Origin of the sequence: Haloferax gibbonsii, assembly GCF_001190965.1 — an archaeon.
Taxonomy (GTDB): Archaea; Halobacteriota; Halobacteria; order Halobacteriales; family Haloferacaceae; genus Haloferax; species Haloferax gibbonsii.
Genome location: NZ_CP011947.1, coordinates 902,986 through 925,404 on the forward strand (window position 1 = coordinate 902,986; position 22,419 = coordinate 925,404).

General features: G+C 68.5%; 25 protein-coding genes. 12 read left to right on the top strand and 13 right to left on the bottom strand.

All coding sequences use genetic code 11. The features are described from left to right. Positions 1-32 precede the first annotated feature (32 nt). Entirely contained in the window at positions 33-413 is a 381-nt protein-coding gene (locus ABY42_RS04760; RefSeq protein WP_008092512.1) for a DUF7522 family protein, read from the bottom strand. An 89-nt stretch (positions 414-502) separates the two neighbouring features. Between ABY42_RS04760 and ABY42_RS04765 the strand changes: the two genes are divergently transcribed. Then, a complete protein-coding gene (locus tag ABY42_RS04765) occupies positions 503-1,960 on the top strand; it encodes a DHHA1 domain-containing protein (protein ID WP_004977634.1) in 1,458 nt (485 codons plus the stop codon). A gap of 43 nt (positions 1,961-2,003) precedes the next feature. Next, the gene (locus tag ABY42_RS04770; RefSeq protein ID WP_004977633.1) at positions 2,004-2,786 is read left to right on the top strand and encodes a CBS domain-containing protein; all 783 of its coding nucleotides are present in this window, start codon (positions 2,004-2,006) and stop codon (positions 2,784-2,786) included. Positions 2,787-2,792: 6 nt separating this feature from the next. On the opposite strand, the gene ABY42_RS04775 is transcribed toward ABY42_RS04770, so the two are convergent. Together ABY42_RS04775 and ABY42_RS19735 are read right to left on the bottom strand one after the other, a co-directional pair. Then, a complete protein-coding gene (locus ABY42_RS04775) occupies positions 2,793-3,020 on the bottom strand; it encodes a DUF7543 family protein (protein WP_050458836.1) in 228 nt (75 codons plus the stop codon). A 30-nt stretch (positions 3,021-3,050) separates the two neighbouring features. Further along, complete coding sequence (locus tag ABY42_RS19735; RefSeq protein WP_004977631.1) at positions 3,051-3,221, bottom strand: hypothetical protein; 171 nt, start codon at positions 3,219-3,221, stop codon at positions 3,051-3,053. A gap of 100 nt (positions 3,222-3,321) precedes the next feature. Between ABY42_RS19735 and ABY42_RS04780 the strand changes: the two genes are divergently transcribed. Then, positions 3,322-4,629 carry an MFS transporter gene (locus ABY42_RS04780; RefSeq protein WP_004977630.1) on the top strand — a complete coding sequence of 436 codons (1,308 nt, stop codon included), beginning with the start codon at positions 3,322-3,324 and terminating at the stop codon, positions 4,627-4,629. Positions 4,630-4,666: 37 nt separating this feature from the next. On the opposite strand, the gene ABY42_RS04785 is transcribed toward ABY42_RS04780, so the two are convergent. Both ABY42_RS04785 and ABY42_RS04790 read right to left on the bottom strand, forming a co-directional pair. Beyond that, the gene (locus ABY42_RS04785) at positions 4,667-5,704 is read right to left on the bottom strand and encodes a DUF7544 domain-containing protein (RefSeq protein ID WP_004977629.1); all 1,038 of its coding nucleotides are present in this window, start codon (positions 5,702-5,704) and stop codon (positions 4,667-4,669) included. Positions 5,705-5,794: 90 nt separating this feature from the next. Then, complete coding sequence (locus ABY42_RS04790; RefSeq protein WP_050459891.1) at positions 5,795-7,126, bottom strand: S8 family peptidase; 1,332 nt, start codon at positions 7,124-7,126, stop codon at positions 5,795-5,797. Between the two features lie 132 nt (positions 7,127-7,258). Between ABY42_RS04790 and ABY42_RS04795 the strand changes: the two genes are divergently transcribed. The 3 genes from ABY42_RS04795 to ABY42_RS04805 all read left to right on the top strand — a co-directional run bounded on the left by ABY42_RS04795 (position 7,259) and on the right by ABY42_RS04805 (position 9,804). Continuing rightward, entirely contained in the window at positions 7,259-8,365 is a 1,107-nt protein-coding gene (locus ABY42_RS04795; protein ID WP_004977627.1) for a hemolysin family protein, read from the top strand. Positions 8,366-8,469: 104 nt separating this feature from the next. After that, positions 8,470-9,576, top strand: coding sequence for a M24 family metallopeptidase (locus tag ABY42_RS04800; RefSeq protein ID WP_050458837.1), 1,107 nt, complete (start codon positions 8,470-8,472; stop codon positions 9,574-9,576). Between the two features lie 39 nt (positions 9,577-9,615). Beyond that, positions 9,616-9,804, top strand: a complete 189-nt coding sequence (locus ABY42_RS04805) for a hypothetical protein (RefSeq protein ID WP_004977625.1) — start codon at positions 9,616-9,618, stop codon at positions 9,802-9,804. A gap of 53 nt (positions 9,805-9,857) precedes the next feature. Here the strand turns inward: ABY42_RS04805 and ABY42_RS04810 are convergent, their stop codons facing one another. Together ABY42_RS04810 and ABY42_RS04815 are read right to left on the bottom strand one after the other, a co-directional pair. Beyond that, on the bottom strand, positions 9,858-10,961 hold the full coding sequence (locus tag ABY42_RS04810; RefSeq protein WP_050458838.1) for a phosphotransacetylase family protein: 1,104 nt from the start codon (positions 10,959-10,961) through the stop codon (positions 9,858-9,860). Between the two features lie 26 nt (positions 10,962-10,987). Beyond that, positions 10,988-13,081, bottom strand: coding sequence for an acetate--CoA ligase family protein (locus ABY42_RS04815; RefSeq protein WP_004977622.1), 2,094 nt, complete (start codon positions 13,079-13,081; stop codon positions 10,988-10,990). A gap of 207 nt (positions 13,082-13,288) precedes the next feature. Between ABY42_RS04815 and ABY42_RS04820 the strand changes: the two genes are divergently transcribed. The 3 genes from ABY42_RS04820 (at position 13,289) to ABY42_RS04830 (ending at position 15,554) form a co-directional block, all read left to right on the top strand. Then, a complete protein-coding gene (locus ABY42_RS04820; protein WP_004977621.1) occupies positions 13,289-13,549 on the top strand; it encodes a hypothetical protein in 261 nt (86 codons plus the stop codon). A gap of 210 nt (positions 13,550-13,759) precedes the next feature. Beyond that, positions 13,760-14,512 (top strand): mechanosensitive ion channel family protein, encoded by a 753-nt coding sequence (locus ABY42_RS04825; protein WP_004977620.1) that lies wholly within the window; start codon positions 13,760-13,762, stop codon positions 14,510-14,512. Between the two features lie 244 nt (positions 14,513-14,756). Further along, positions 14,757-15,554, top strand: a complete 798-nt coding sequence (locus tag ABY42_RS04830) for a ZIP family metal transporter (protein ID WP_004977619.1) — start codon at positions 14,757-14,759, stop codon at positions 15,552-15,554. 87 nt (positions 15,555-15,641) lie between these two features. Here ABY42_RS04830 and ABY42_RS04835 read toward each other — a convergent pair whose 3' ends face one another. From ABY42_RS04835 to ABY42_RS04845, 3 genes are all read right to left on the bottom strand, one after another. Continuing rightward, positions 15,642-15,926 (bottom strand): DUF7545 family protein, encoded by a 285-nt coding sequence (locus ABY42_RS04835; RefSeq protein WP_004977618.1) that lies wholly within the window; start codon positions 15,924-15,926, stop codon positions 15,642-15,644. A gap of 100 nt (positions 15,927-16,026) precedes the next feature. Further along, the gene (locus ABY42_RS04840) at positions 16,027-16,782 is read right to left on the bottom strand and encodes an ABC transporter permease (protein ID WP_004977614.1); all 756 of its coding nucleotides are present in this window, start codon (positions 16,780-16,782) and stop codon (positions 16,027-16,029) included. After that, positions 16,779-17,726, bottom strand: coding sequence for an ABC transporter ATP-binding protein (locus ABY42_RS04845; protein ID WP_050458839.1), 948 nt, complete (start codon positions 17,724-17,726; stop codon positions 16,779-16,781). Before ABY42_RS04845 ends, ABY42_RS04840 begins: the two co-directional genes overlap by 4 nt. Before the next feature lie 141 nt (positions 17,727-17,867). Here ABY42_RS04845 and ABY42_RS04850 point away from each other — a divergent pair, with 141 nt between their 5' ends. Further along, positions 17,868-19,262: a PQQ-dependent sugar dehydrogenase gene (locus ABY42_RS04850; RefSeq protein WP_050458840.1), complete on the top strand. Its 1,395-nt coding sequence runs from the start codon at positions 17,868-17,870 to the stop codon at positions 19,260-19,262. A 32-nt stretch (positions 19,263-19,294) separates the two neighbouring features. Here ABY42_RS04850 and ABY42_RS04855 read toward each other — a convergent pair whose 3' ends face one another. Beyond that, positions 19,295-20,293, bottom strand: coding sequence for a Gfo/Idh/MocA family protein (locus ABY42_RS04855; protein ID WP_050458841.1), 999 nt, complete (start codon positions 20,291-20,293; stop codon positions 19,295-19,297). 79 nt (positions 20,294-20,372) lie between these two features. Between ABY42_RS04855 and ABY42_RS04860 the strand changes: the two genes are divergently transcribed. Together ABY42_RS04860 and ABY42_RS04865 are read left to right on the top strand one after the other, a co-directional pair. After that, positions 20,373-20,594, top strand: coding sequence for a hypothetical protein (locus tag ABY42_RS04860; RefSeq protein ID WP_050458842.1), 222 nt, complete (start codon positions 20,373-20,375; stop codon positions 20,592-20,594). Positions 20,595-20,646: 52 nt separating this feature from the next. After that, positions 20,647-21,669: an aldo/keto reductase gene (locus tag ABY42_RS04865; protein WP_050458843.1), complete on the top strand. Its 1,023-nt coding sequence runs from the start codon at positions 20,647-20,649 to the stop codon at positions 21,667-21,669. Between the two features lie 45 nt (positions 21,670-21,714). Here ABY42_RS04865 and ABY42_RS04870 read toward each other — a convergent pair whose 3' ends face one another. Next, positions 21,715-22,119: a metal-dependent hydrolase gene (locus ABY42_RS04870; protein ID WP_050458844.1), complete on the bottom strand. Its 405-nt coding sequence runs from the start codon at positions 22,117-22,119 to the stop codon at positions 21,715-21,717. A gap of 12 nt (positions 22,120-22,131) precedes the next feature. Beyond that, entirely contained in the window at positions 22,132-22,365 is a 234-nt protein-coding gene (locus ABY42_RS04875; RefSeq protein ID WP_004977605.1) for a SelT/SelW/SelH family protein, read from the bottom strand. Positions 22,366-22,419: the final 54 nt, after the last annotated feature.

The window sequence follows — 22,419 nt, forward strand, 5'->3', positions numbered from 1 at the left end:
CGTTTCGGCGATTCGGTTCGATTCGGTTTCTTTTATTCTCGCAGTAACTCGCCGAGCGCCGACGCCAGCTCCTCGGAGCGCCTGAGCGTCAGGCCGTCGGTGGTGACGAACACGCCCTTGTCGTCGGCCGTCACCCGGGTGAGGTACCCGTGGTCGAACGCACGGACGGTGTATCGGTAGTTCCCGAGTTCGGAGCCGCGGTAGGCGGTCCGCGCCTGAAATCCGTCGGTCTCGTGTTCGACGAACCCGGTGAGGTCGGCGTCGGCTTCGAGGTCGCTTCGGAGGTATATCTGGTCGCAGCGGTCGTGCGTGAAGTACGTCACGCTCCTGAGGTCGTCGCCGACGACGGTTCGACAGGTTCGGACGAACGACTCGGCTCGCGACTCGGGGAGCAGTTGCGTCTCGAGTTCCATCGTATATGTGTCATGCGTTGGCATGACATAATATCATCGCCGGATGGGAGGACGGTAGGGTTTTGCGGCCGGAGTCCGACCCTCCGTGTATGGTACGTCGCCTGGTTCTCGGCTGCGGGTCGCTCGGCGGGAACCTCGTCGGGCTACTCGCCGACCGCGGGGGGACGGTAACGGTCGTCACGGACCGGAAGGGCCGCGCCGACGACCTCCGCTCGGACGGCATCGCCGCGAGGGAGGGTGACCCCGCAGACCCGTCGAACTACCCCGACGCGGTCGACCTCGTCATCGTCGGCGGGCAGTCCTCGGCGCCGAACCTCGACGCGGCGCGCGCGGCCCGCGACCGATTCCCCGACGCGCCGCTCGTCGTCTACCTCGGCGACGACGCGGACCCGTCGGTCCGCGCCGACATCGACGCGATCGCCGACGAGGTCATCGACCCGCGTCGAATCGTCTCCGGGCGAATCCTCGACGCCGTCGGCACGTCGCACACGGAGCGGTTGAACCGCCTGATGCGGGTCCTCCGCAACCTCGACGGCAGGCTCGCGGTCGTGATGCACGACAACCCTGACCCCGACGCCATCGCCGCGGCGCTGGCGTTGCAGGCCATCGCCCGGCGGGCGAGCGTCGACGCAGACGTGTGTTACTTCGGCGACATCTCTCATCAGGAGAACCGCGCGCTCGTGAACCTCCTCGATTTGGACCTTCGGGTTCTCGACGAGGTTCCGGCGGACGACGAGTACGCCGGCTTCGCGCTCGTCGACCACTCCCGACCGGGCGTCAACGACCGCCTGCCGCCGGAGACGACCATCGACATCGTCATCGACCACCACCCGCCGCGCGCGCCGGTCGAAGCGGCGTACGTGGACCTCAGACGCGGCGTCGGCGCGACGAGCACGCTGCTCGCGGAGTATCTCGAACGGCTCGGAATCGTCCCCGACACGACGGTGGCGACGGCCCTCCTGTTCGGGATTCAGGTCGACACCAACGACTTCACGCGGGAGGTCTCGACCGCCGACTTCGAGGCCGCCGCCTTCCTCATCCCCCACGTCGACGTGGACCTGCTCGAACGGGTCGAGACGCCGAGTCTGACCTCCGAGACGATGGAGACGCTCGCCCGTGCCATCTCGAACCGCGACGTTCGGGGGAACGTCCTCACGACGAACGTCGGCGACATCCGCGAGCGGGACGCGCTCGCGCAGGCCGCCGACCACCTCCTCGGGATGGAGGGCGTCGAGGTGACGGTCGTCTACGGCCTGATGGACGGCACCGTCTACGTCTCCGGTCGCGCCCGCGGGGCGAAAGTCGACCTCGGCGAGACGTTCCGCGACGCCCTCGGCTCTATCGGGAGCGCCGGCGGCCACGCGGACATGGCGGGCGCACAGATTCCACTGGGCATCCTCGACGACGTGGGCGACGACTCGCGGGAGTCGCTCGCCACCATCGTCACGGACATCGTCGCCGGGCGGATGTTCGAGACGCTGGAGCACGCGACGCCGACGCCGAGTCTGGATACCGACGTGGCCTTCGAGTACCCGCTCGATGAGTGAACGCCCACACGTTTTTGCCGACGGTGGCCCTATGGGGTGGGAGATGAGTACCAAAGCGACCGTCAAGGAGTACATGACGCGCGAGGTCCAGACCGTCTCTCCGACCGACACGGTCGCGGACGTCGCCCAACGCATCGCAGAGAGCGACGGGCACAACGGCTTTCCCGTCTGCGACGGACGCAAGGCCGAGGGATTCGTCACGGCGCGCGATATCCTCCTCGCCGACGACGCCGCCCCCATCGAGACGGTGATGGCGACGGACCTCGTCGTCGCTCACCCCGAGATGGACGTGAACGACGCCGCCCGCGTCATCCTCCGGTCGGGAATCCAGAAGCTCCCGGTCGTCGACGACGCGGGCAACCTCGTCGGCATCATCTCGAACACCGACGTCATCCGGAGCCAAATCGAGCGCGCGACGCCGGAGAAAGTGGGCAAACTCATGCGGACGCTCGAACAGATTCACGGCATCACGGTCCACCAAGAGCGCCGCACGGTCTCGCTTTCGAACCTCATTCCCACGCAGGCCCGCGTCTACGCCGACGAACTCGACGGTCGACGGTACGAACTCGAACGCGGCCTCGCGGAGCCGCTCGTCGTCATCGACAACAACGGGACGCTACTCCTCGCCGACGGCCACCACCGCGTCCTCGCGGCCGACCGAATCGGCATCGAGGAGATGGACGCCTACGTCATCGTCGTCGACGACCCCGTCGAACTCGGAATGCAGCGGACCGCCGAAAAGGAGGGCCTCAAATCTATCTCGGACATCGACATCGTCGACTACGCGCGACACCCGCTGGTCGAGACGACGCGCCGGCTCCAGTAGCCCAGTTCAGTTCTCCACGTCGTACTCGTCCTTCCACGCCTCGATGGTCTCGCGGGCCTCGGATTCCGACTCGAACCGCTCGCCCTCGTAGCCGCGGCCCTCGGTGGACTGATAGAGTCGGTCGACCCTGACGTGCCACGCGTTCGGCCCGCGACGGAGCCGAATAGTCGCGTGGCCGTCACTCCGCTCCCACTCCACGATGCGGTCGTCTCGGCGGACCTCCGTCCAACTCATACCGGTGGATGTCGTCCGAGCCCGAAGTGCTTACCCATCCACCAGCGTCGAGGCGTCGACCGTCGCCGAGGCGGCCGGGCGCGTCTCCGCGCCGCAACTCGGGCAGACGGCGTATCCGAGGCGGTCGTAGGGGACCTCCGGAGACGGGCGTTCCAACCCACACTCCTCGCACGTGAAGTACGAGACCCATTCGAAGGACATACTGACACTCAGGATTGTCAACGTATTAATTAATCACCGCTTACCCTCCGAGACGGAGGGTATCGGTGCGGTTATTCGACTCCCCGCCAACGGAGAGACGATGACAGTCGAGAACCCGCGTCGGGCGCTCGGGGTGGTCTTTTTCATCGTCTTCGTCGACCTCCTCGGCTTCGGTATCCTCATCCCGGTGATTCCCCTGTACGCGCTCTCGTTCGGGGCGACGGAGTTCGTCGGGAGCCTGCTCATCGCCTCCTACTCGGCGATGCAGTTCCTCGCCGCGCCCTTCCTCGGTCGCCTCTCGGACTCCCGCGGTCGGCGACCCGTGCTCCTCCTGTCGCTCACGGGAAGCGTGCTCGCGTGGCTCCTGTTCGGCGTCGCCGGGTCGCTCGCGGTGCTGTTCGCCGCCCGGATGCTCGCGGGCGCGATGGGCGGTAATATCGCCACCGCGCAGGCGTACATCGCCGACATCACCGCGGCGGACGAGCGTGCAAAGGGGCTCGGTCTCCTCGGGGCCGCGTTCGGCCTCGGCTTCGTGTTCGGCCCCGCGCTCGGCGGCTTCTTCGCCAGCGAGCCGGTCGTCGCGGCCGCCCGGGGCCTCCTGCCCGCGTTCGTCCCCGTCTCCGAGTTCTCGCTGCCGAGCTTCGCCGCCGCGGCCATCACCGGAACGAACCTCGTCGTCGCGTTCTTCGTCCTGCCCGAGTCGCGGCCGCCCGAAGCGCGCGGGACACCGGCCGGGGACCGCGAGTCCCGCGTCCAACAGCTCCTTTCTGCGCTCCGGTCGCCCGGGCTGGGCACGCTCGTCGCCTCCTTCTTCCTCGTCTCTTTCGCCTTCTCGGCGCTCGAAAGCCAGTTCATCTTCCTCACCAACGACCAGTACGGCTACGGCGCGACCGAGAACGCGATTATCCTCACCTACGTCGGCGTCGTCCTCGCGGTCGTTCAGGGCGGCCTCGTCGGCCCGCTCACCGACCGCTTCGGCGAGTACCGGCTCGCGGTCGCCGGCGCGGGGATTCAGGTGCTCACGCTCGCGGCCGTCCCCTTTTCACCCCAACTGGGCGCGTTCGTCCCCGACCTCGGAAGGATACTTCCAGTCGGTCCCGTCCTCCCGGCGGGCGTGCTCGCGCTCCTCGTCGTGATGACGCCGCTGTCGTTCGGCAACGCCCTCACGAACGTCTCCTTGAACACGCTCGTCTCTCGTTCGGCGACGGACGACGAGCAGGGCGGCGCGTTCGGCCTCACCCAGAGCGCGGGGAGCCTCGCCCGGACGTTCGGGCCGGCGCTGGCCGGCGGGCTCTACACGGCCGTCGCGTTCTGGGCACCGTTCGTCGTCGGCGGCGCGCTGATGATTCCGATTCTCGTGCTCCTCGGACGGCTGGACCGCGAGGCGGTCACGTCGGCGACGGCGTGAAAAAAGGACGCGGAACGGCGAAGCGAGTCGCCGGTCCTTACGCGGGGGTCGGGCCTTCCGGGGCCGACGAGTCGTCGTCGGACCGGAACTGCGAGACGAGGTCGAGCGAGTCGTCGGCGCTGCCCAGCAGGAACAGCGAGTAGTACCGGAAGTAGGTCACGACGGGCATCTGGACGACCGCGCCGACCGCGATGGCCGCGAGGACGAACAGGAGCCCGAGCGCGCCGAAGACGACCAGTCCGACCGTCGAGGTCAACGCGACGTTCGCGGCGTTGAGCGCGAGGAACGCCCCGCCGCCGACGATGGCGAAGGGGATGGCGACGACGAGCAGGGCGAGGAGGGCCGCGATGCCGATACCGATGCTCGCGAGGATGCCGAGGATGAACCGGACGATGACGTACAGCCCGAACTCGGAGAACTCGGCGCGGAACACCGGGACGACCCGCCCCCACGACGAGAGGAGGGTGCGGTCTTCGGCCATCATCGTCGGGACGACGAAGTCGGTCGTCAACTGCATGACGATGGCGACCACGAACACCAACAGGAGCCCGAGCAGTACGAGCGGGATGGCGAAGAGGGCCACCGCGGGCGTGAACGCGACGGAGCCGAGGAACACCGCCGCGACCGGGATTCCGATGACCGCGAGCACGGCGACGAGCAGGCCGACTTGGAACCCGAACAGCCTGACGCCGAGCCAGAAGCGCTCGCGGAACGGTTCGCGGATGCGCACGTCCTTGGAGACGACGGCGTCCACGAGGACGAACTGCATCACGGAGCCGACGAACGACCAGACGATGCTGAGGGCGATAGCGACCGCCGCGAGCGCGATAACCGCGGCGACGACGTTTTCGGGCGTCACGAAGCCGGGCAGCGAGTCGACCGGGATGTCGGTCGACCCGCCCCCGGTCGGGGTGGTCGTTCCGGTGTTGCTTCCGGCACCGCCGCTCCCGCCGAGGCCGCCGACGAAGAGGGCGATGAGTGCGAGGCGCGCCCATCGACCCGCGTCGAACGGGAGGAGGAGCGACGCCGTGGCGTCACGGGCGTCGTCGAGGGCGTCGATTGCTTTCCAACTCATAGCTGACAATGCGACGCCTCGCGAGATAAAGGTGTTCGAGAGCTAAGGTATCAGTTCGCTCGGTGGACTTTCTCGGGGGTGCGGAGGCAGTTACTCGGTGACGGCGGCCAGCGGGTCGAGGTAGCCGGCCCCGTAGTACGCCTTGTCGGAACCCTCGGGTACGGTCGCGGTGCGGCCGAGTTTCGACGCGACCTGATTCGCGTTCAGACCCGGTTCGACCGACCGCACGAGCGCGACGGCGGCGGCGACCTGCGGCGCGGCCATCGAGGTGCCGGCCTTCCAGCCGTAGCCGTTCGCCGAGCCGACGTAGTTCCCGTCGTCGTCGTAGGCGGGCGTCGAGACGGTGTTGTAGACGAGGTCGTAGAACCACGTCTCGGGGTGGGTCTCCTGCGCGGAGAGGAGGGCGTCGCCGCCCGGGGCGGCCACGCCGACGGCGTTGGTTCCGTAGTTCGTGTAGAACGCCGGCGTCTTCGGTCCCTCCTCGGCGTCGCCCGCGTCGAAAGCGGTCCCTTTGGGTCCGGTCGCGCTGACGCTGAGCGCCTGCGCCCCCTCGTTGGGGAGGCTGATGATGCCGCCGTCGTGCTGGAGGTCGGCGCTGTCGTTGCCGGCGGCGACGACGACGACGGTCCCCGAGCGGTTGGCGTGGGTCAGCGTCTTGTTCAGCACGTTCCCGTAGAACTGCCCTTCGCCCTGTCGCGGGACCGGGTAGGAACCGAGGCTGAGGTTCGCGGCGTCGCAGCCGATTTCGGCGCTGTAGACGAGGGCCGCGAGGATGTCGGCGAACGAGGCCAGCGTGTTCGGCGAGAACACGCGGCAGTCGACGACTTCGGCCCCCGGCGCGGAGCCGACGACGCCCGTCTCGTTTCGGTCGTTCGCGGCGACGATGCCCGCGACGTGGGTGCCGTGGCCGCCGCCCGCGGGGACGCCCGCGCCGAAGCCGTCGCCGGTGAAGTTCCGCGAGAGCGACGCGTTGACCGCGTGTTCGAGGTCCGGGTGGTCGGCGGCGACGCCGGTGTCGATGACGGCGACGCGCGCGCCCTCCCCGCGGGTCACGTCGTGGACCGCGGGAATCCGCTGGCTCTGTTTGTCCCACTGCGCGGCGTAGCCGGGTTCGTCGACCGCATCGGCCGGACCCGCGTCCTCGACCGCCGGCCCGTCGAGCGTTATCTCCACGTCGGGCGCGTAGGCCGCGTTCAGGGCGGAGACGGCCGACTCGCTCCCCTCGACGACCACCACGCCGGCCGGCGAGAGGTCGTAGACGACCTCCAGGTCGGCGCTCGTCGCCGCCGACGCGTCGCCGCCCCCGAGGTCGACGATGAACCGGTCGGTCCGCTCGGCCGCGACGACGGTCGACCCGGCGGCGACCCCACCGAGGAGGGAACCACTCAGTTTCAGGAACGTCCGCCTGTGTTGCTGACGCATACCAGACACCGCGGCCGTGAAAAACATAGTTGTTACGGCACATTTTTGAGTTTAAAATAATTCCCCGAAAAACCACAACGTCGTACCGGAGCCGACACGCTCAGGGGAGTCCGGGTCGAACGCTCGGCCCACATGGTAGGTGTCGAAACCGCGCTCCGGCTCGGCGGCGGCCTCGTGTTGTTGCTCGCGAACGCCTTCTTCGTCGTCTCGGAGTTCGCGATGACGCGCGTGCCGCAGTTCGACGAGTCCGCCTTCGAGGGGTCTCGCGGCCTCGAACTCGCGTGGGAGATGACCGAGCGACTGGAGGTGTACCTCTCGGGCTGTCAGGTCGGGATTACTATCGCCAGCGTCGGCCTCGGCGTCGTCGCCGAACCGGCCGTCGCGGCCACCTTCGACGCGGTCCTCGGCGGCGGCGGGTCGGCGGGTTCCCACACGTCGCTGTCGGTCGGACTGGCGCTCGTCGTCATCAACCTCTCGCACGTCGTCCTCGGCGAGCAGGTGCCGACGTACCTCGGCGTCGAGCGCTCTCGCACGGTGGCGAAGTACACCGCGCCCGTCCTCTACGGCTGGACGAAGCTCATGTACCCAGTCATCGTCGTCGCCGACTGGCTGGCAAAGCGCCTGCTGTCGCTCGTCGGCGTCGAGATAACCCGGTCGTGGCAGGAAGCCGAAATCGACGAGGAGGAAGACGGCGACGGCTCCGCCGGCGAGGGACCCCGCCTCAGCCGCGGCGAGGTCCGAAGCCAGATGGGCGACATCCTCGCGCAGGGCTCGCTCCCCGAGGACCGCCGCGAGGAGGTCCTGAACGCGCTTCGCATCGGCGAGTTACCCGTCCGCGACGTGATGGTCCCCGCGGACCGCGTCGTCGCGCTCTCGGTCGACGCGAGCACCGACGAGAGCCTCGAACGAATCCGGGCGAACCCCCAGCACTCGCGGTTCCCGCTCGTCGGCGACTCGCTCGACGACGTTCGAGGCGTCGTCTACGCGCCGACGGTCCTCTCGAACATCGACCGCCTCCAGTCGGGCGACCGCCGCCTCGAAGACATCGCCGCGCCCCCGCTTTCGGTTCTCTCGGACCTCTCGGTCAGCGACCTCATCGACCGCTTCCAGGCGGAGAATCAGGAACTCGCCATGGTCCGCGACCCCGAAGGCGGCTCCGTGGTCGGCCTCGTGACCGCCTCCGACGCCTTCGAGTCCATCACCGGCCAGCTCTACGACCCGCTCGACCTCGGGGCGTAGGCCGCCCGCGGGACGCCCTCGTACCGGCTCCACCCGATGGTTCGCGCCTCGACGCGCTCTCGCGGACCGCCCACGCTTTTCATCCGCCGCCCGTATCCACTCGCATGACGCCCTTCGAACGACGGACCCGCGCGTGTCAGGAACGATTGGCCGACGCGGACGCCGACGCCGCCGTACTGTTCCCCAGTCGAAACCTGCTGTACCTCTCGGGCTTCGACGAGGAACCCGCGGAGCGCCACCTACTGCTTTTCGTCCCCCGCGAGGGCGACCCGGTGTTTCTCGTCCCCGACCTCTACGAGACGCAGGTCCGAACCGAGTCGTGGGTCGGAGACGTGCGCACGTGGAGCGACGACGACGACCCGCGTGACGCCCTCGCCGACGTGGTCTCGAATCTCGACCTCGCCGGCGGGCGCGTCCTCCTCGACGACACGATGTGGGCGCGCTTCTCGCAGGACCTCCGGACGGCGCTCCCCGACGCCGACTTCGGGCTCGCGAGCGAGGTCGTCGCCCCGCTCCGCGCGCGGAAGGACGACGCCGAACTCGACGCGCTCCACCGCGCCGGCGCGGCCGTCGACCGCGCGGTCGAGCGCGTCCGCGACATGGGTGCGGACGCCGTCGGTATGACCGAAAACGAACTCGCGGCGGAAATCGAGCGCCTCCTCGCCGACGAGGGCGGCGAGGGGATTCCCTTCGGCCCGCTCGTCGGCTCCGGCCCCAACGGCGCGATGCCCCACCACAGCCACGGCGACCGCGTCATCGAGTCGGGCGACCCGGTCGTCCTCGACTTCGGCACCGTCGTCGACCACTACCCGAGCGACCAGACGCGGACCGTCGTCTTCGCCGGCGAGCCGCCCGCGGAGTTCGCTGAGGTCCACGGCGTCGTGCAGGCCGCACGGACCGCGGCCGTCGAGACCGTCGAACCGGGCGTCGCCGCCGGCGACGTCGACCGCGCGGCCCGCGAGGTCATCGAGGAGGCGGGCTACGGCGACCGATTCATCCACCGGACCGGCCACGGCGTCGGCCTCGACGTGCACGAAGCGCCCTACATCGTCGCCGGGAGCGACCGCGAACTCGAGGTCGGGAACGTCTTCAGCGTCGAGCCGGGAATCTACCTCCCCGACGAGTTCGGCGTCCGAATCGAGGACCTCGTCGTCGTCACCGACGACGGCGCGGAACTCCTGAACGACACCGACCGCGGCTGGCGCTGTTAGGCGCAAAGCTGTTAACTTCCTGACTGACGTGGCGGGCGTATGGTCTCCCGACAGACGCTCGTCGTCACCGCCTTCGTCCTCGCCGCCCTCCCCGTCGCGTATCTCGTGGAGGCGGCCACCGGGCAGTTCACGGTCTCGTTTCTCGCACTCCTCGCCGTCGGCGTCGTTGCGCCGTCGCTCGTCAACGACTACCTCGACGGGCGCGAGCGCGACGGAAACGGAGTCTGAATCCGGATTCCGAAAAAGCAGTAACGCAGTCGACGCTATCGGCGCGTCGGTCGTTACTCGTCGTCGCCGTCGGCCGCGCCGTCACCGGAGGGTTCGATGTTCCCGATGATGGCGTCGATGTCGGCGTGTTCGTACAGCAGGTCGCGCATGCGCCGGACGGTGCGCTCGTCGCGGGTGCGCCCCGTGCTGACGATGTCCTCGGCGCGGTCGGTCACCGAGAGCGTGTCGCCGTTGACGAGAAGCACCGGAACGCCCTTCTCTTCGGCCTTGCCGATGACGGCCCCGACGGGTCGGTGGCCGCCGGTGAGGATGATGCACTTGACGCCGGGGGCTTCGAGCGCGGCGCGCTGGATGTTCGCGCGGTCGCCGCCGGTGATGACCGCGGCGTTCTTCGTGCGGCGGAAGTAGCGGAGCGCCGCGTCGCCGCCCATCGCGCCGACGAGGAAGCGCTCGACGAAGGCGTCCGTCGGCGCGTCGGTCGCGAAGTCCGCGCCGAGTTCGTTCGCGAGTTCCTCGACGGTGACGCCCGCGAGGTCCTTTTCGGTCGGGACGACGCCGAGGACGGGGACGCCGCGGGCTTCGAGGAACGGCGCGACCTCCGTTTCGAGCTCGTCGTAGGAGGCGTCGCTCACGCGGTTGAAGACGACGCCCGCGAGGCGGTCGGGGCCGATGTCTTCGACCGCCGCGACCACGTCGTCGAGGTCGCTCGGGTGCTGGTAGTCGGCGACGAGGATGACCTCGGCGTCGAGGAGGTTCGCCACGTCGCCGTCGGTGAGGTCCACGATGCCGCCGGTGCGGTAGGAGCCGCCGCCCTCGACGAGCATCAGGTCCTTGCCGGCCGAGATGTCCTCGAAGTGGTGGGAGATGACCTCCGAAAGCTCCTCGGCGTTCTCCTTGCCGCGGACGGCACCCTGGATGAACGTCGGGGAGTAGACGACGGGTTCGAGCTGGTGCATCTCCGCGTCGATGTCGAGCAGTTCGCGGGCGAGCATCGGGTCCTCGTCGAGGGTCTTGCCGGTGCTGGACTGCAGGCGGGTGCCCTTGGGCTTCATGTAGCCCACGTCCAGTCCGCGCTCCTTGGCGAGGACGCCGAGTGCGAGCGTGATTGCGGTCTTCCCGGTGCTTTCTCCGGTCGAGGTGACGAGTACCGTGTTCATTGTTGAATGGTAGGGTAGTGAAGTGTTTAAAGTTCGTCCGGGTCGACGGTGAGTCGAACGTCGACGGCCTTCACGCCGTCCGGCAGCGCGACGAGCGGGTTGATGTCGAGTTCGAGGATGGCCGGGAAGTCGGTGACCAGTTGGGAGAGCCGCTGGATGGTCTCCGTGATGCCGCCGATGTCGACCGGGTCGTTCCCGCGGGCACCGCGGAGCATCGGCGCGGCGTCGATCTCCTTCGTCATGTCCTCGGCTTCCGCCTCGGAGACGGGCGCGACGCGGAACGTCGTGTCCTCGAGGATTTCCACGAAGATGCCGCCGAGGCCGAACATCATGAGCGGGCCGAACTGCGGGTCGCGGTTCATGCCGACGATGGTCTCGACGCCGTCGTCGAGGTTCACCATCTCCTGGACCTGCACGCCGAGGATGTTGGCGTCGGGCTGGTAGTTCTTCGCGCGGGTGATGAGGTCCTCGTAGGCGTCGTAGACCTCCTCGTTTTCGACGCCGACCTTGACGCCGCCGATGTCGGACTTGTGGAGGATGTCCGGGCTGACGATTTTCATCACGACGTCGCCGTCGATGCGCTCCGCGACGTCGAGCGCGTCGGCGGGGTCGTCGACGATGTCGCCCGTCGGCGTCTCGATGCCGTAGGCGTCGAGCAGTTCCATCGCCTCGACGCCGAGGCGGGTCTCGTCGCGCTCCTTGACGGTTTCGAGGATGTCGCGGGCGCGCTCGCGGTCCACGTCGAACTCGGTGGGCGCGTCGTACTCGCGCTGGCGGATGTCGGCGTACTCCGAGAGGGCTTCGAGGCCGTCGACGGCGCGCGAGGGGTCGAAGTAGTTCGGGATGCCGGCGTCTTTCATCACGTCGGAGGCGGCGTCGACGCGCTCGCCGCCCATGAAGCAGGCGGCGATGGGCTTGTCGTACTCCTGTTGGAGTTCGACGGTGTCGGCGGCGAGCTGGTTGTAGTCGAGGACGGCCGTCGGACAGGTCAAGACGAGCGCCATGCCGACGTTGTCGTCGGCGAGCGCCACGTCGAGGGCCTCCTTGAACCGGGCGTTGTCGGCGTCGCCGACGATGTCGACCGGGTTGTAGATGTTCCCCTCGGCGGGCAGCGACTCGGAGAAGGCTTCGAGCGTCTCGTCGGTGAAGTCGGCCATCTTCAGCTCCGACTCGCCGATGGCGTCGGTCGTCATGACGCCGGGGCCGCCGGCGTTCGTGATGACGGCGACGTCCTTGTTCTCGGGGAGCGGCTGGTCGCCCAGCACGCGGGCGGTGTCGAACAGGTGCTGGACGGAGTCCGCGCGGATGACGCCAGCCTGTTCGAGGCCGGCCTCGTAGGCCGCGTCGGAGCCGGCGATGGTGCCGGTGTGCGAGGAGGCGGCCTGCGCGCCGGCGTCGGTCTTGCCGGACTTGACGAGGACGATGGGCGTGTCCTTCGTCACGTCGCGGGCGGAGTCGATGAACTCGCGGCCCGCCGAGATGCCTTCGAGGTAGCCGATGATGACCTCGGTGTCGGGGTCGTCGTTCCACGCCTCGATGAAGTCGGCCTCGTCGAGGACGGCCTTGTTACCCAGCGAAACGATGTCCTTGAAGCCGATGTCCTCGTCGTTGGCCCAGTCGATGACGGCCGTGATGAACGCGCCCGACTGGCTCATGAACGACATGTTGCCGTCGAGGGCCATGTCGGGGCCGAACGTCGCGTTCATGCCGACGTCCGTGTTCATGATGCCCAGACTGTTCGGGCCGACGACGTTGAGGTCGTACTCCTCGGCGATGTCGCGGAGTTCCTGCTCGCGGGCGGCGCCCTCGCTGCCCGTCTCGCCGAAGCCGGCGGTGATGACCACCACGTTCTCGATGCCCGCTTCCCCGGCGGACTTCATCGCGGGGAGGACGACCTTCGGGGGAACGACGATGACCGCGAGGTCGGCGTTCGTCTCGCCGACGTCGCCGTAGCACTGCAGGCCGAACAGTTCGTCGTACTTGGGGTTGACCGGAACGACCTCACCGTCGAACTCGTCGATGAGGTTGTCCATGATTGCCCGCCCGATTGCTCCTTCGCGCTCGGTCGCACCGACCACCGCGATTCGGTTCGGCGCGAACAATTCGGATAGCTCTCCCATTGGTTGTTGATTCCCGTCATTGACTGATAAACTCGGTGGTGTGGGGCGTCTCACGGCCTTTGGTGGCACGATACAGTGGCGCAATTAATCGGTATGGTTCGTGATTTATACCACAGAATTGGGCCGGTTACGCTCGTCAGTAGGGGGTCGACACCGCCGGCCCGCGGCGGCCAAACACATAATGTCATCCCCTGAAAACGATGGGTTGTGTCGAACCCCTCCCCCGACGCGCCGCTTCATCGGTCCACCGGCGCGAAAGTCGCCGTCGTCGTCTTCCTCGTGTTGACGCTCGCCTACGCGCTCCTCATCGCCCAGCAGATTCTCGCGTGGGTGTTCCTCGTCGTCGCCGTCGTCGTCCTCTGGTACGCCGCTCGGCTCGTCGTCGCCATGGAAGAAATCGCGACACAGCTCGGCCGCCTCGCCGACGAGCGCACCGAGTCCCGCGACCGCGGCGACGAATCAAGCTGAGATTAAATCACGGCGGACCCACCCGCACCCGAGACTGTCTCGCCGGTGAGCGAGTCGAACGAGGAACGGACGTTTCGACCCGCAGCCCGCCGCTCCGTCCGGTTTCTCCGAGTATCGGCGAAATCGGAGGGTTCCGATTACGAGATAATTTTATTCATGGTTCTTCTATTCTTAACTAACTATCGGGCGCGCGATGTTCCACCCGGAACAATGTACCCGTTACAAGTCACGTTGACAGAGTCCATCGCAGAGTTGACTAACGCCGTGCTCGCGTTCGTCCCGCGGCTCGTGGGCGCGCTCTTAATACTCATCGTCGGCTGGTTCATCGGCAGCATCGCCGCCCGACTCATCACGCGGGTCGCCGACCGCGTCGAGGTCGACAAGGCGGTGTTGGCGACGCCCGTCGGGAAGATTCTCGGCGGGACCGAAAAGGCCGTCTCGGGCGCGTTCGGGACGCTCGGTAAGTGGTTCGTCTACGCCATCGCCGTCCTCGCGGCCGCCGACGTGCTCGCGGTCGACCTGTTCTCCGAATGGGTCTCGACCGCGGCGTCGTACGCGCCGTCGTTCGTGGCCGGCCTGCTCGTCATCGTCCTCGGGTTCGTCGTCGCCGACTTCATCGGTGACGCCATCACGCGGACCCGCGCCGCGACCGAGACGCCGTACACGAGCGTCTTCGCGGTCGGAACCCGGATGTTCCTCTACTTCACCGCCGTCGTCATCGGTCTGAGCACGATGGGCATCGACGTGGCCATCCTGTTCACCATCGCGCAGGCGTTCGCGTGGGGCATCGCCGCGGCCCTCGCCATCGGCGTCGGCGGCGCGGTCGCCTTCGGCGCGCGCGACTACGTCTCGGCCAACGTCGAGCGCTGGATGGGTTCGGCCCGCTCCGTCGCGGCCACCCCCGTCTCGCCCATGGGCGGCGACAGCGACTCGCCGGAGGGCGCGTCGCCGGCCGACGACTGAACACGCTCCGCCCGGTGCGCTCGGTACGAGTGTACCGCGGAACCGACGTCTTTTCTTCACCGTCTATCGCCGGCGAGCAATCGCTCTCGACGACGAATATATCAGAATACAGATTATAAATACGACGGGAATTTTTGGCCCGTCTAAATCAGTAGAGCGCAGCTATCCGCAATTCAGAGTTTAGGCTAACCAAAAGTATATGGGATATGATAATACTTATCGGCACCGAATGATTACGTTCGGTATGGACCAGTTTTCTGCGCTCGCGTTCGTCTTTCTCGCCGGGCTCGTCACGGCCATCGCGACCGGACTCGGCGCGATTCCGTTCTTCTTCGTCTCCGACGTGAGCGACCGCTGGAACGTGGCGCTGTGGGGCATCGCCTCGGGCATCATGGTGTCGGCGTCGCTGTTCGGACTCGTCTTCGAGGGCCTCGCCAACGGGACGCCGCTGCAACTCGGTATCGGGATGCTCGCGGGCGTCGCGCTCGTCCTCGTCGCCCACCACGTCATCGAGGGCGCGGAGGTCAACCCCAAGCAGTACGAGGAGGCCGACTTCCGCAAACTGCTGTTGATTCTCGGCATCCTCACCGTCCACAGCTTCCCCGAGGGCGTCGCCGTCGGCGTCTCCTTCGCCGACCTCGGCCTCGACGGCGGCTTCCAGCTGTTCGGCTTCGTCGTCCCGCTGCTCGCGGTGTTCATGACTATCGCCATCTCGATTCACAACGTCCCCGAGGGGCTGGCTATCTCCATCCCGCTCCGGTCGATGAACGTCTCGAACTGGAAGCTCGTCTGGTGGGCCATCTTCTCCAGTCTGCCCCAGCCCATCGGCGCGGTCATCGCCTTCTACTTCGTCCGCATCGCGCGGGAGTTCCTCCCGTTCGGCTTCGGCTTCGCCGCGGGCGCGATGGTCTTTCTCGTCCTCACGGAGTTCATCCCCGAGGCGCTCGAACTCGGCGAGCGCCTCCCGCGCGGCGGTCGGGTCGAACTGCTCGCCGGACTCGCCGCCGGCTTCGCTATCATGGTCCCGCTGGCGTTCATCTGAGCGCCGCGGACCCGCCACGACGGCTCAGACGCGCGGCTCTCGCCTTCGACTCGGAACGGCAGAGAAAACAGCGACCGCGAACTCGACTTAGTGCGAGTGGCCGAGCGCGTCCGAGAGCGGGACGCCGAAGCGCTCTTCGAACAGCTCTTCCATCTTCTCGTTGATTTCGGCGATGTCGGCCGGCGCGCCGCCCTCGCTGTGGTGAGCGACGACGTGGGCCTGCTGTGCGAACGCCTGCACGACGACGTCGGCGACGACGTCGGTCGGGTCTTCGCCCTGCTCCGAGAAGATGTCGACGAGGCCCGCGGGGAGTTCGAGCGCTTCGGTGTCTCCGTCCGGTCCTTCGATGGTGTACGTCTCAGTTTCGACCATGCCCCCACGTGGGGTCGGCCGCGGGTTAAGGCTTGAGTTTGCGGGCGCGTCGAACGCCCTCGCGAGCGCCCCGGGCGCCGCGGGCGGGCGGTACGCCTCCTCAGTCGGTCCGCGGAATCGCCGCCGTGCCCGCCGCGAAGAACGCGACCGCGAGCACCGCGAGCACCGCGAGGTTGGTGACCCAGTCGCCGCCGCCGTAGGTGAGCGCCCGGACGCCGCGGGCGAAGTACGTGAGCGGCGAGAGGTTCAGCGCCGGGACGAACCACGGCGGGAGCAGGTCGGGCGTCACGAACGTCTCCGAGAGGAAGAGCAGGGGAAGCGCGATGGCGTTGCTCGCGGCGATGACGCCGTCCTGCGAGTCGGCGACGCTCCCGATGACGGCCCCGAGGCCGCAAAACAGCGTCACGCCGAGCGCGACGAAGGGGACGATGGCGAGCGTCGCGGGCGTCAGCGGAATCGACGCGCCGGTCACGAGCGCCGACAGCGCGAGGAGCAACAGCGCCGCGAGGCCGATGACGACGACGTTGACGAGCGAGTGCGCGAGGAGCCACTCGGCCCGAGACAGCGGCGTCGTCGCCAGCTTCTCGAAGCGGCTTCCCTCGCGGTGGCGCGCGATGGTGCTACCCACGCGCGACAGCGGGGTGAACAGCACGACGACCGCGAGGTAGCCGGCGATATAGTACTCCTTCGGCTCGGCGAACAGGCCGCCGCCGGTCGGCTGGGTCTGCACGAGCGCCCCGAAGATGACGACGATGATGGCGGGGAAGAAGAACGTGAAGAACACCGCCGTCCGCCGCCGGAGGAACGCGTGCCACGAGGCGACGAACTCAGCGCGGACGCGGGCGGCGAGGCTCATCTGTCACCTCCGACCGCGGCGGCCGCGGCGGGCCGGGCCGCCTCGAACTGCTCGCCGGTCAGAGAGAGGTAGACCTCTTCGAGGCCGGGCTGTTTCCAGACGAGCGACTCGTAGACGACGCCCGCGTCGTCGAAGGCGGCGACCACGTCGCCGATGTCGCGCGGGCCGACGCCGTGGACGGTGATGCCGTCTCCCGACACCGTCGCGTCGAGCGCGGCCGGCAGCGACACCGAACCGAGGTCCGCGCCGGCGTCGCCGTCGGTCCGGACCACGAGGCGGCTCTCGCCGCCGTACTCGGCGACGAGGTCGTCCGGCTCGCCGACCGTGACGAGTTCGCCCGCGTTGAGCAGGCCCACGCGGTCGGCGAGGCGCTCTATCTCTTCCATCGAGTGGCTGGTGAGAAACACCGTCGTCCCGCCGGCGGCGAGGTCCTCGACGAGCCCCCACAGCGACCGGCGGCCCGCGGGGTCGATGCCGGTCGTCGGCTCGTCCAAGAACAGCACGTCGGGGTCGTTGACGAGCGTCAGGGCGATGCAGGCGCGGCGCTGTTGGCCGCCCGAGAGGTTCTCGTACCACGTGTCGGCGGCGTCGGCGAGGCCGACCTCGTCGAGTACCGCGTCGGGGTCGCGGGCGTCGTCGTAGAGCCCAGCGTAGTAGGCCACGAGTTCGCGGGCGGAGAGCCGACCCGCGGGTCGGAACTCCTGCGGGAGGACGCCGAGGCGCTGGCGGTCGACCTCGGTCGGGTCGCGCCCGAGGATGGCCGCCGACCCCGAGTCTACCGCGGTCGTGCCCGTGAGGGCGCGAACCAGCGTCGTCTTCCCCGCGCCGTTCGGACCGATGAGGCCGAAGACCTCTCCCTCGGCGACCGACAGGGAGACGCCCGAGAGCGCCTCCACGTCGCCGTAGGACTTCCTGAGGTCGTCGGCGGCGAGTACCGCGTCCATGTCGTACCCGTCGTCACTATCGGGTGGTAAGGGATTCGGAATCGCCGCTCGATTCGAGTCGCGGGGCCGTGGGCGAACGGGAGAGGGCTCGCCAGCCCGGTCGTAGCAAGCCTTACTCCGGTCGCGCCGCTCTACGTCGACATGAACGGTTCCCGACGCGATTTCCTCGCCGCGACCGGCGCGACCCTCCTCGGCGGCCTCGCGGGCTGTGCGAGCGCCCCGACCGACGACGGAGCCGGGGGAACGACCGACAGCGACGCGACGCCAGACGAGACTGACGGGGCGACCGCGACCGCGAACGGCGGGTCCGACGGCTCACTCGCGGGCCTCGAAGTCGCCTACGAGACGCTGGCGACCGGGTTCGCCTCGCCGGTCGACGTTGCCGTCCCCGAGGCGTTCGGCGGGTCGCGGCGGTTCGTCGTCGACCAGCCCGGTCGAATCTGGCTGCACGACGACTCGGGACTACAGAGCGAACCGTACCTCGACATCACCGACCGCGTCGTCGACCTCAACGGCTACGACGAGCGCGGCTTCCTCGGCGTCGCCTTCCACCCCGAGTTCGCCGACAACGGGCGGCTCTACCTGCGGTACAGCGCCCCGCGACGCTCGGGGACGCCCTCGAACTACAGCCACACGTTCGTCCTGAGCGAGCTGACGGTCGACCCCGAGGCGACGACGGTCTCGGCCGACACCGAGCGGGCGCTGCTCGAACTCCCCGAACCCCAGTCGAACCACAACGCCGGAGCCGTCGCGTTCGGCCCGGACGGCTACCTCTACGTCGCCACGGGCGACGGCGGCGGCGCGAACGACGAGGGGCGCGGCCACGTCGACGACTGGTACGACGCCGTCGCGGGCGGCAACGGACAGGACGTGACCGAGAACCTCCTCGGGAGCGTCCTCCGCATCGACGTCGACTCGACCGGCGGCGTCTCCGGCGACGACGACCGCCCGTACGGAATCCCCGAGGACAACCCGCTCGTCGGCTCCGACGGCCTCGACGAGCAGTACGCGTGGGGGCTCAGAAACCCGTGGCGGCTCTCGTTCGACGGCGAGGACTGTTACGTCGCCGACGTGGGACAGGGCGCGTGGGAGGAGGTGAACCTCCTGGAGCGCGGCGGCAACTACGGCTGGAACGTCCGCGAGGGCGCACACTGCTTCCGCGCCGACGACTGCCCGACCGAGACGCCCGACGGCGCGCCGCTTCTCGACCCGGTGTTGGAGTACCCCCACAGCGGGGACGGGCCGTCCGGCGTGGCCGTCATCGGCGGCCACGTCTACCGCGGGGAGTCGATTCCGGCGCTCTCGGGCGCGTACGTCTTCGCCGACTGGCAGTCCGAGGGGAGACTGTTCGCCGCCCGCCCGAGCGAGTCGCGGCCGTGGGACATCGCGGAGATTCCCGTGACGGACCGCGACGACGGCGGGACGAACGTCCTCGCGTTCGGCCGCGCCCCCGACGGCGAACTGTACGTCTGCACCAGCGGGCGGCCGATTGTCACCGGGTCGTCGGGCGCGCTGAACCGGTTGACCGGCGTCTGAGGTCGGGGGCAGGTCGTTCCAGCGCCCGCGAATCAGGCGTCGCCGTCGACGTTGACTCGCCTGCCCGTCGTCGCCGACTCGTAGGCCGCCTCGGTCAGCGCGGTCACTCGGAGAGCGTCCTCGGCCGGGATGGCGAGGTCGGCCTCGTCGCGCGCGGCGTCCACGAAGTTCCGGAGCTTCTTCCGGGTCAACTCCTCGAAGTCGGGCGTCGGCGGCGTGGCGGTGTAGGTCATCCCCCCCTCGGCCACCTCGATGGTCTCGCCGTCGAAGGCGACCATCCCCTCGGTGCCGATGACGCGGAGCGACTCGCCGGGGTCGGGGACGCTCTGTCCGTCGCCGGAGACGCCCACGCTCGCGGTGAGGCGGTCGCCGTCGCGGTCGAGGACGACCGCGAGCGCCGAGTTCACGTCCACGTCGTGGCCGCGGTGGTCGACCGCCGCGGCGACCGTCACCGGTTTCGAGCGCGTCACCCAGAGCATCGCGTCGAGGAGGTGCGACCCCGAGTCGTACAGTTGGCCGCCGCCCGACAGCGACGGGTCGCCGCGCCACTCGTCTTTCGTCCAGCGAATCCACTCCTGTTCGAGGTGGCAGACCACCATGTGCGGGTCGCCGATGCGACCGCTGTCGACGACGCGCCGCAGTTCGTGGAACCGCGGGTCGAAGTGCCGCTGATAGCCGACCGCGAGCGTGAGGCCGCGTTCCTCGGCGCGGTCGACGAGCGCCCGCGCGCCGCCGAGGTCGGTCACCATCGGCTTTTCGAGGTGGACGTGGAGGTCGGCGTCGAGCGCCGCGAGCGCCTGGTCGAAGTGCTTGGTGTGCGGCGAGGCGATGGTCACCGCGTCGAGGAACTCGGCGTCCAGCAGTTCCTCGGTCGTCTCGTAGGTCGGCACGTCGAACTTGTCTCCGAACTTCTCGCGAACCTCGTCTACGGGGTCGACGCCGGCGACCACGCGCACGCCGTCGAGTTCGTTGAGGAGACGGCACTCCAGCACGCCGAGGCTTCCGAGGCCGATACCTGCGACTCTGAACATGCCGTACCAGTCGCGGGGAAGCCGCAAAAGCGTGCGGGCGAGTCGCAAGGAATTACCGGGGGACCGGCGTGGGTCGGCTATGGACGACGCAGTCCTCCAGCGGTTCGCCGTCGTACTCGCGTTGGTCGGGGTGGCTCTCCACGTCACGTCGCTCGCCGAGAACCCGTCGCAGGGGTTCGTCACCGTGGGGTTCGCGGTGCTCCTCCTCGCGCTCGCGCTCGGCGGCGCGCCGGTCGCGCGCGAACTGTTCGAGACGGACGCGACCCGCGCCGAATCGCCCGACGCCGACGAACAAGGCTGAACGTCTCGCCGCTACTCGCACGCTTTAGTCGCCCGCCGTCGTGGCATCGACCATGAGCCTCGACTATCGACGACTCGGGTCGACCGGCACCCGCGTCTCTGAGTTGTGCTTCGGCACGTGGCGGTTCGGACGGAAGAGCAGCGGCGTCCTGGAGACCGACGAGGAGGAGGCCCACGAACTCCTCGACGCGTTCGAGGAGCGCGGCGGGAACTTCATCGACACCGCCAACGTCTACGGCAACCCGAACGGTACGTCCGAGGAGTACATCGGCAACTGGCTGGCCGAGCGCGACCGCGAGGACTACGTCCTCGCCTCGAAGGTGTACTTCCCGTTCGACGAGGACAACCCCAACGGTCGCGGCCTCTCGCGGACCCACATCCGAAACCAGATCGAGGGCACGCTCGACCGACTCGACACGGACTACCTCGACCTCTACTACATCCACCGCTGGGACGAGGAGACGCCCATCGAGGAGACGCTCCGGGCGCTCAACGGCCTCGTCGAGGAGGGGAAGGTCAACTACCTCGGCGCGTCCACGATGGCCTCGTGGCAGCTCACGAAGGCGCTGTGGAAGTCCGACGTGCACGACTACGCCCGCTTCGACGTGACCCAGCCGCTGTTCCACGCCGGCTACTACGAGGACGTGAAAGACTACCTCGACGTCTGCGGCGACCAAGACATCGCGGTTTGTCCGTACTCGCCGCTCGCTGGCGGTTTCCTCACGGGGAAGTACGAGCGCGCCGACCCCGACGACCCCACCGAGTACGTCGCGCCCGACGGCGCGCGCGGGTCGTTCGACGAGCGGTTCGACCGGTTCTACGTCTCCGAGCGCGGCTGGAAAGTGCTCGACGAGATTCGCGCGGTCGCCGACGAGGTCGACGCCAGCCCCGCGCAGGTCGCGCTCCGCTGGCTGATGGACTACCCCGAGGCGACCGTCGTCCCCATCGTCGGCGCGCGGACGACCGAGCAACTCGACGAGAACGTCGGCGCGGCCGACGTGGACATCTCGACCGACCAGTGGGAGCGCATCATGAACGCCCGATACGACGAAGACGGTCGGCGCTGGGGCCACTAAGCGACCGCGGGCGGCGCGGGCGACCGGACCGGCGTTCGACTCTTTTCACGCGATGCCCAGGTCTCGCAGGAAATCGCAGACGACGTGGACGTAGAGCACGACCGCGAGGAACGCCGCGAGCGACCCGAGTCCCGAGAGCGCGAGCGCGCCGACCGCGACGCCGCCGACGAGGTGGTGGCTCAGGAGTCGCTTGCGGTTGAAGTCGGTGCCGAACTCCTCGAACACCCGCTCTTGGTCGAGGAGGCCGACCCGCGGGTTCGTCACCGCGAGCCGCAGGTTCGCCCAGTCGCCGCGCTGGACGCGGGCGATGACGAAGTGGTCGAGGTCGATGAAGACGCTCACGAAGACCGCGCCGGCGACGAGAAGCGGCAGGCTCCCCGGCGGGTCCAACGCGACCGCGGCGACCGCCCCGGCGACTGTCCCGACGACGGCGTGTTCGAGTGACTTCACGTCCCGCCCCGCTCAGTCGACGTGCGGACGGACCCGCCGGAGCACGAGGTCCGGGTCGAACTCGTCTTCCGACTTGTCCCAGACGCGCTCGTCGTCGACGGTGACGGTGAGAACGCCGTGGTCGCCCGTCACGAGCGCTACGCGGTCGAGCCGGTCGCCGAACTGTTCGAGCAGCGCGTGCTGTAGTTGCTCGGCGCGGTCGAGGAAGCCGCAGGGAACGCAGTATTCGATTTCGACGCTTGTCATGGTCGGACGTTCACGGCGAGCGCGTAAAAGCGAGGGGGCGAGTGACCGCTGCCG

What these genes read in the sequence shown, in the direction of transcription:
- ABY42_RS04760 (WP_008092512.1), bottom strand. Translation starts at nt 413, where the DNA reads ATGGAACTCGAGACGCAACTGCTCCCCGAGTCGCGAGCCGAGTCGTTC.
- ABY42_RS04765 (WP_004977634.1), top strand. Translation starts at nt 503, where the DNA reads ATGGTACGTCGCCTGGTTCTCGGCTGCGGGTCGCTCGGCGGGAACCTC.
- ABY42_RS04770 (WP_004977633.1), top strand. Translation starts at nt 2,004, where the DNA reads ATGAGTACCAAAGCGACCGTCAAGGAGTACATGACGCGCGAGGTCCAG.
- ABY42_RS04775 (WP_050458836.1), bottom strand. Translation starts at nt 3,020, where the DNA reads ATGAGTTGGACGGAGGTCCGCCGAGACGACCGCATCGTGGAGTGGGAG.
- ABY42_RS19735 (WP_004977631.1), bottom strand. Translation starts at nt 3,221, where the DNA reads ATGTCCTTCGAATGGGTCTCGTACTTCACGTGCGAGGAGTGTGGGTTG.
- ABY42_RS04780 (WP_004977630.1), top strand. Translation starts at nt 3,322, where the DNA reads ATGACAGTCGAGAACCCGCGTCGGGCGCTCGGGGTGGTCTTTTTCATC.
- ABY42_RS04785 (WP_004977629.1), bottom strand. Translation starts at nt 5,704, where the DNA reads ATGAGTTGGAAAGCAATCGACGCCCTCGACGACGCCCGTGACGCCACG.
- ABY42_RS04790 (WP_050459891.1), bottom strand. Translation starts at nt 7,126, where the DNA reads ATGCGTCAGCAACACAGGCGGACGTTCCTGAAACTGAGTGGTTCCCTC.
- ABY42_RS04795 (WP_004977627.1), top strand. Translation starts at nt 7,259, where the DNA reads ATGGTAGGTGTCGAAACCGCGCTCCGGCTCGGCGGCGGCCTCGTGTTG.
- ABY42_RS04800 (WP_050458837.1), top strand. Translation starts at nt 8,470, where the DNA reads ATGACGCCCTTCGAACGACGGACCCGCGCGTGTCAGGAACGATTGGCC.
- ABY42_RS04805 (WP_004977625.1), top strand. Translation starts at nt 9,616, where the DNA reads ATGGTCTCCCGACAGACGCTCGTCGTCACCGCCTTCGTCCTCGCCGCC.
- ABY42_RS04810 (WP_050458838.1), bottom strand. Translation starts at nt 10,961, where the DNA reads ATGAACACGGTACTCGTCACCTCGACCGGAGAAAGCACCGGGAAGACC.
- ABY42_RS04815 (WP_004977622.1), bottom strand. Translation starts at nt 13,081, where the DNA reads ATGGGAGAGCTATCCGAATTGTTCGCGCCGAACCGAATCGCGGTGGTC.
- ABY42_RS04825 (WP_004977620.1), top strand. Translation starts at nt 13,760, where the DNA reads ATGTACCCGTTACAAGTCACGTTGACAGAGTCCATCGCAGAGTTGACT.
- ABY42_RS04830 (WP_004977619.1), top strand. Translation starts at nt 14,757, where the DNA reads ATGGACCAGTTTTCTGCGCTCGCGTTCGTCTTTCTCGCCGGGCTCGTC.
- ABY42_RS04835 (WP_004977618.1), bottom strand. Translation starts at nt 15,926, where the DNA reads ATGGTCGAAACTGAGACGTACACCATCGAAGGACCGGACGGAGACACC.
- ABY42_RS04840 (WP_004977614.1), bottom strand. Translation starts at nt 16,782, where the DNA reads ATGAGCCTCGCCGCCCGCGTCCGCGCTGAGTTCGTCGCCTCGTGGCAC.
- ABY42_RS04845 (WP_050458839.1), bottom strand. Translation starts at nt 17,726, where the DNA reads ATGGACGCGGTACTCGCCGCCGACGACCTCAGGAAGTCCTACGGCGAC.
- ABY42_RS04850 (WP_050458840.1), top strand. Translation starts at nt 17,868, where the DNA reads ATGAACGGTTCCCGACGCGATTTCCTCGCCGCGACCGGCGCGACCCTC.
- ABY42_RS04855 (WP_050458841.1), bottom strand. Translation starts at nt 20,293, where the DNA reads ATGTTCAGAGTCGCAGGTATCGGCCTCGGAAGCCTCGGCGTGCTGGAG.
- ABY42_RS04860 (WP_050458842.1), top strand. Translation starts at nt 20,373, where the DNA reads ATGGACGACGCAGTCCTCCAGCGGTTCGCCGTCGTACTCGCGTTGGTC.
- ABY42_RS04865 (WP_050458843.1), top strand. Translation starts at nt 20,647, where the DNA reads ATGAGCCTCGACTATCGACGACTCGGGTCGACCGGCACCCGCGTCTCT.
- ABY42_RS04875 (WP_004977605.1), bottom strand. Translation starts at nt 22,365, where the DNA reads ATGACAAGCGTCGAAATCGAATACTGCGTTCCCTGCGGCTTCCTCGAC.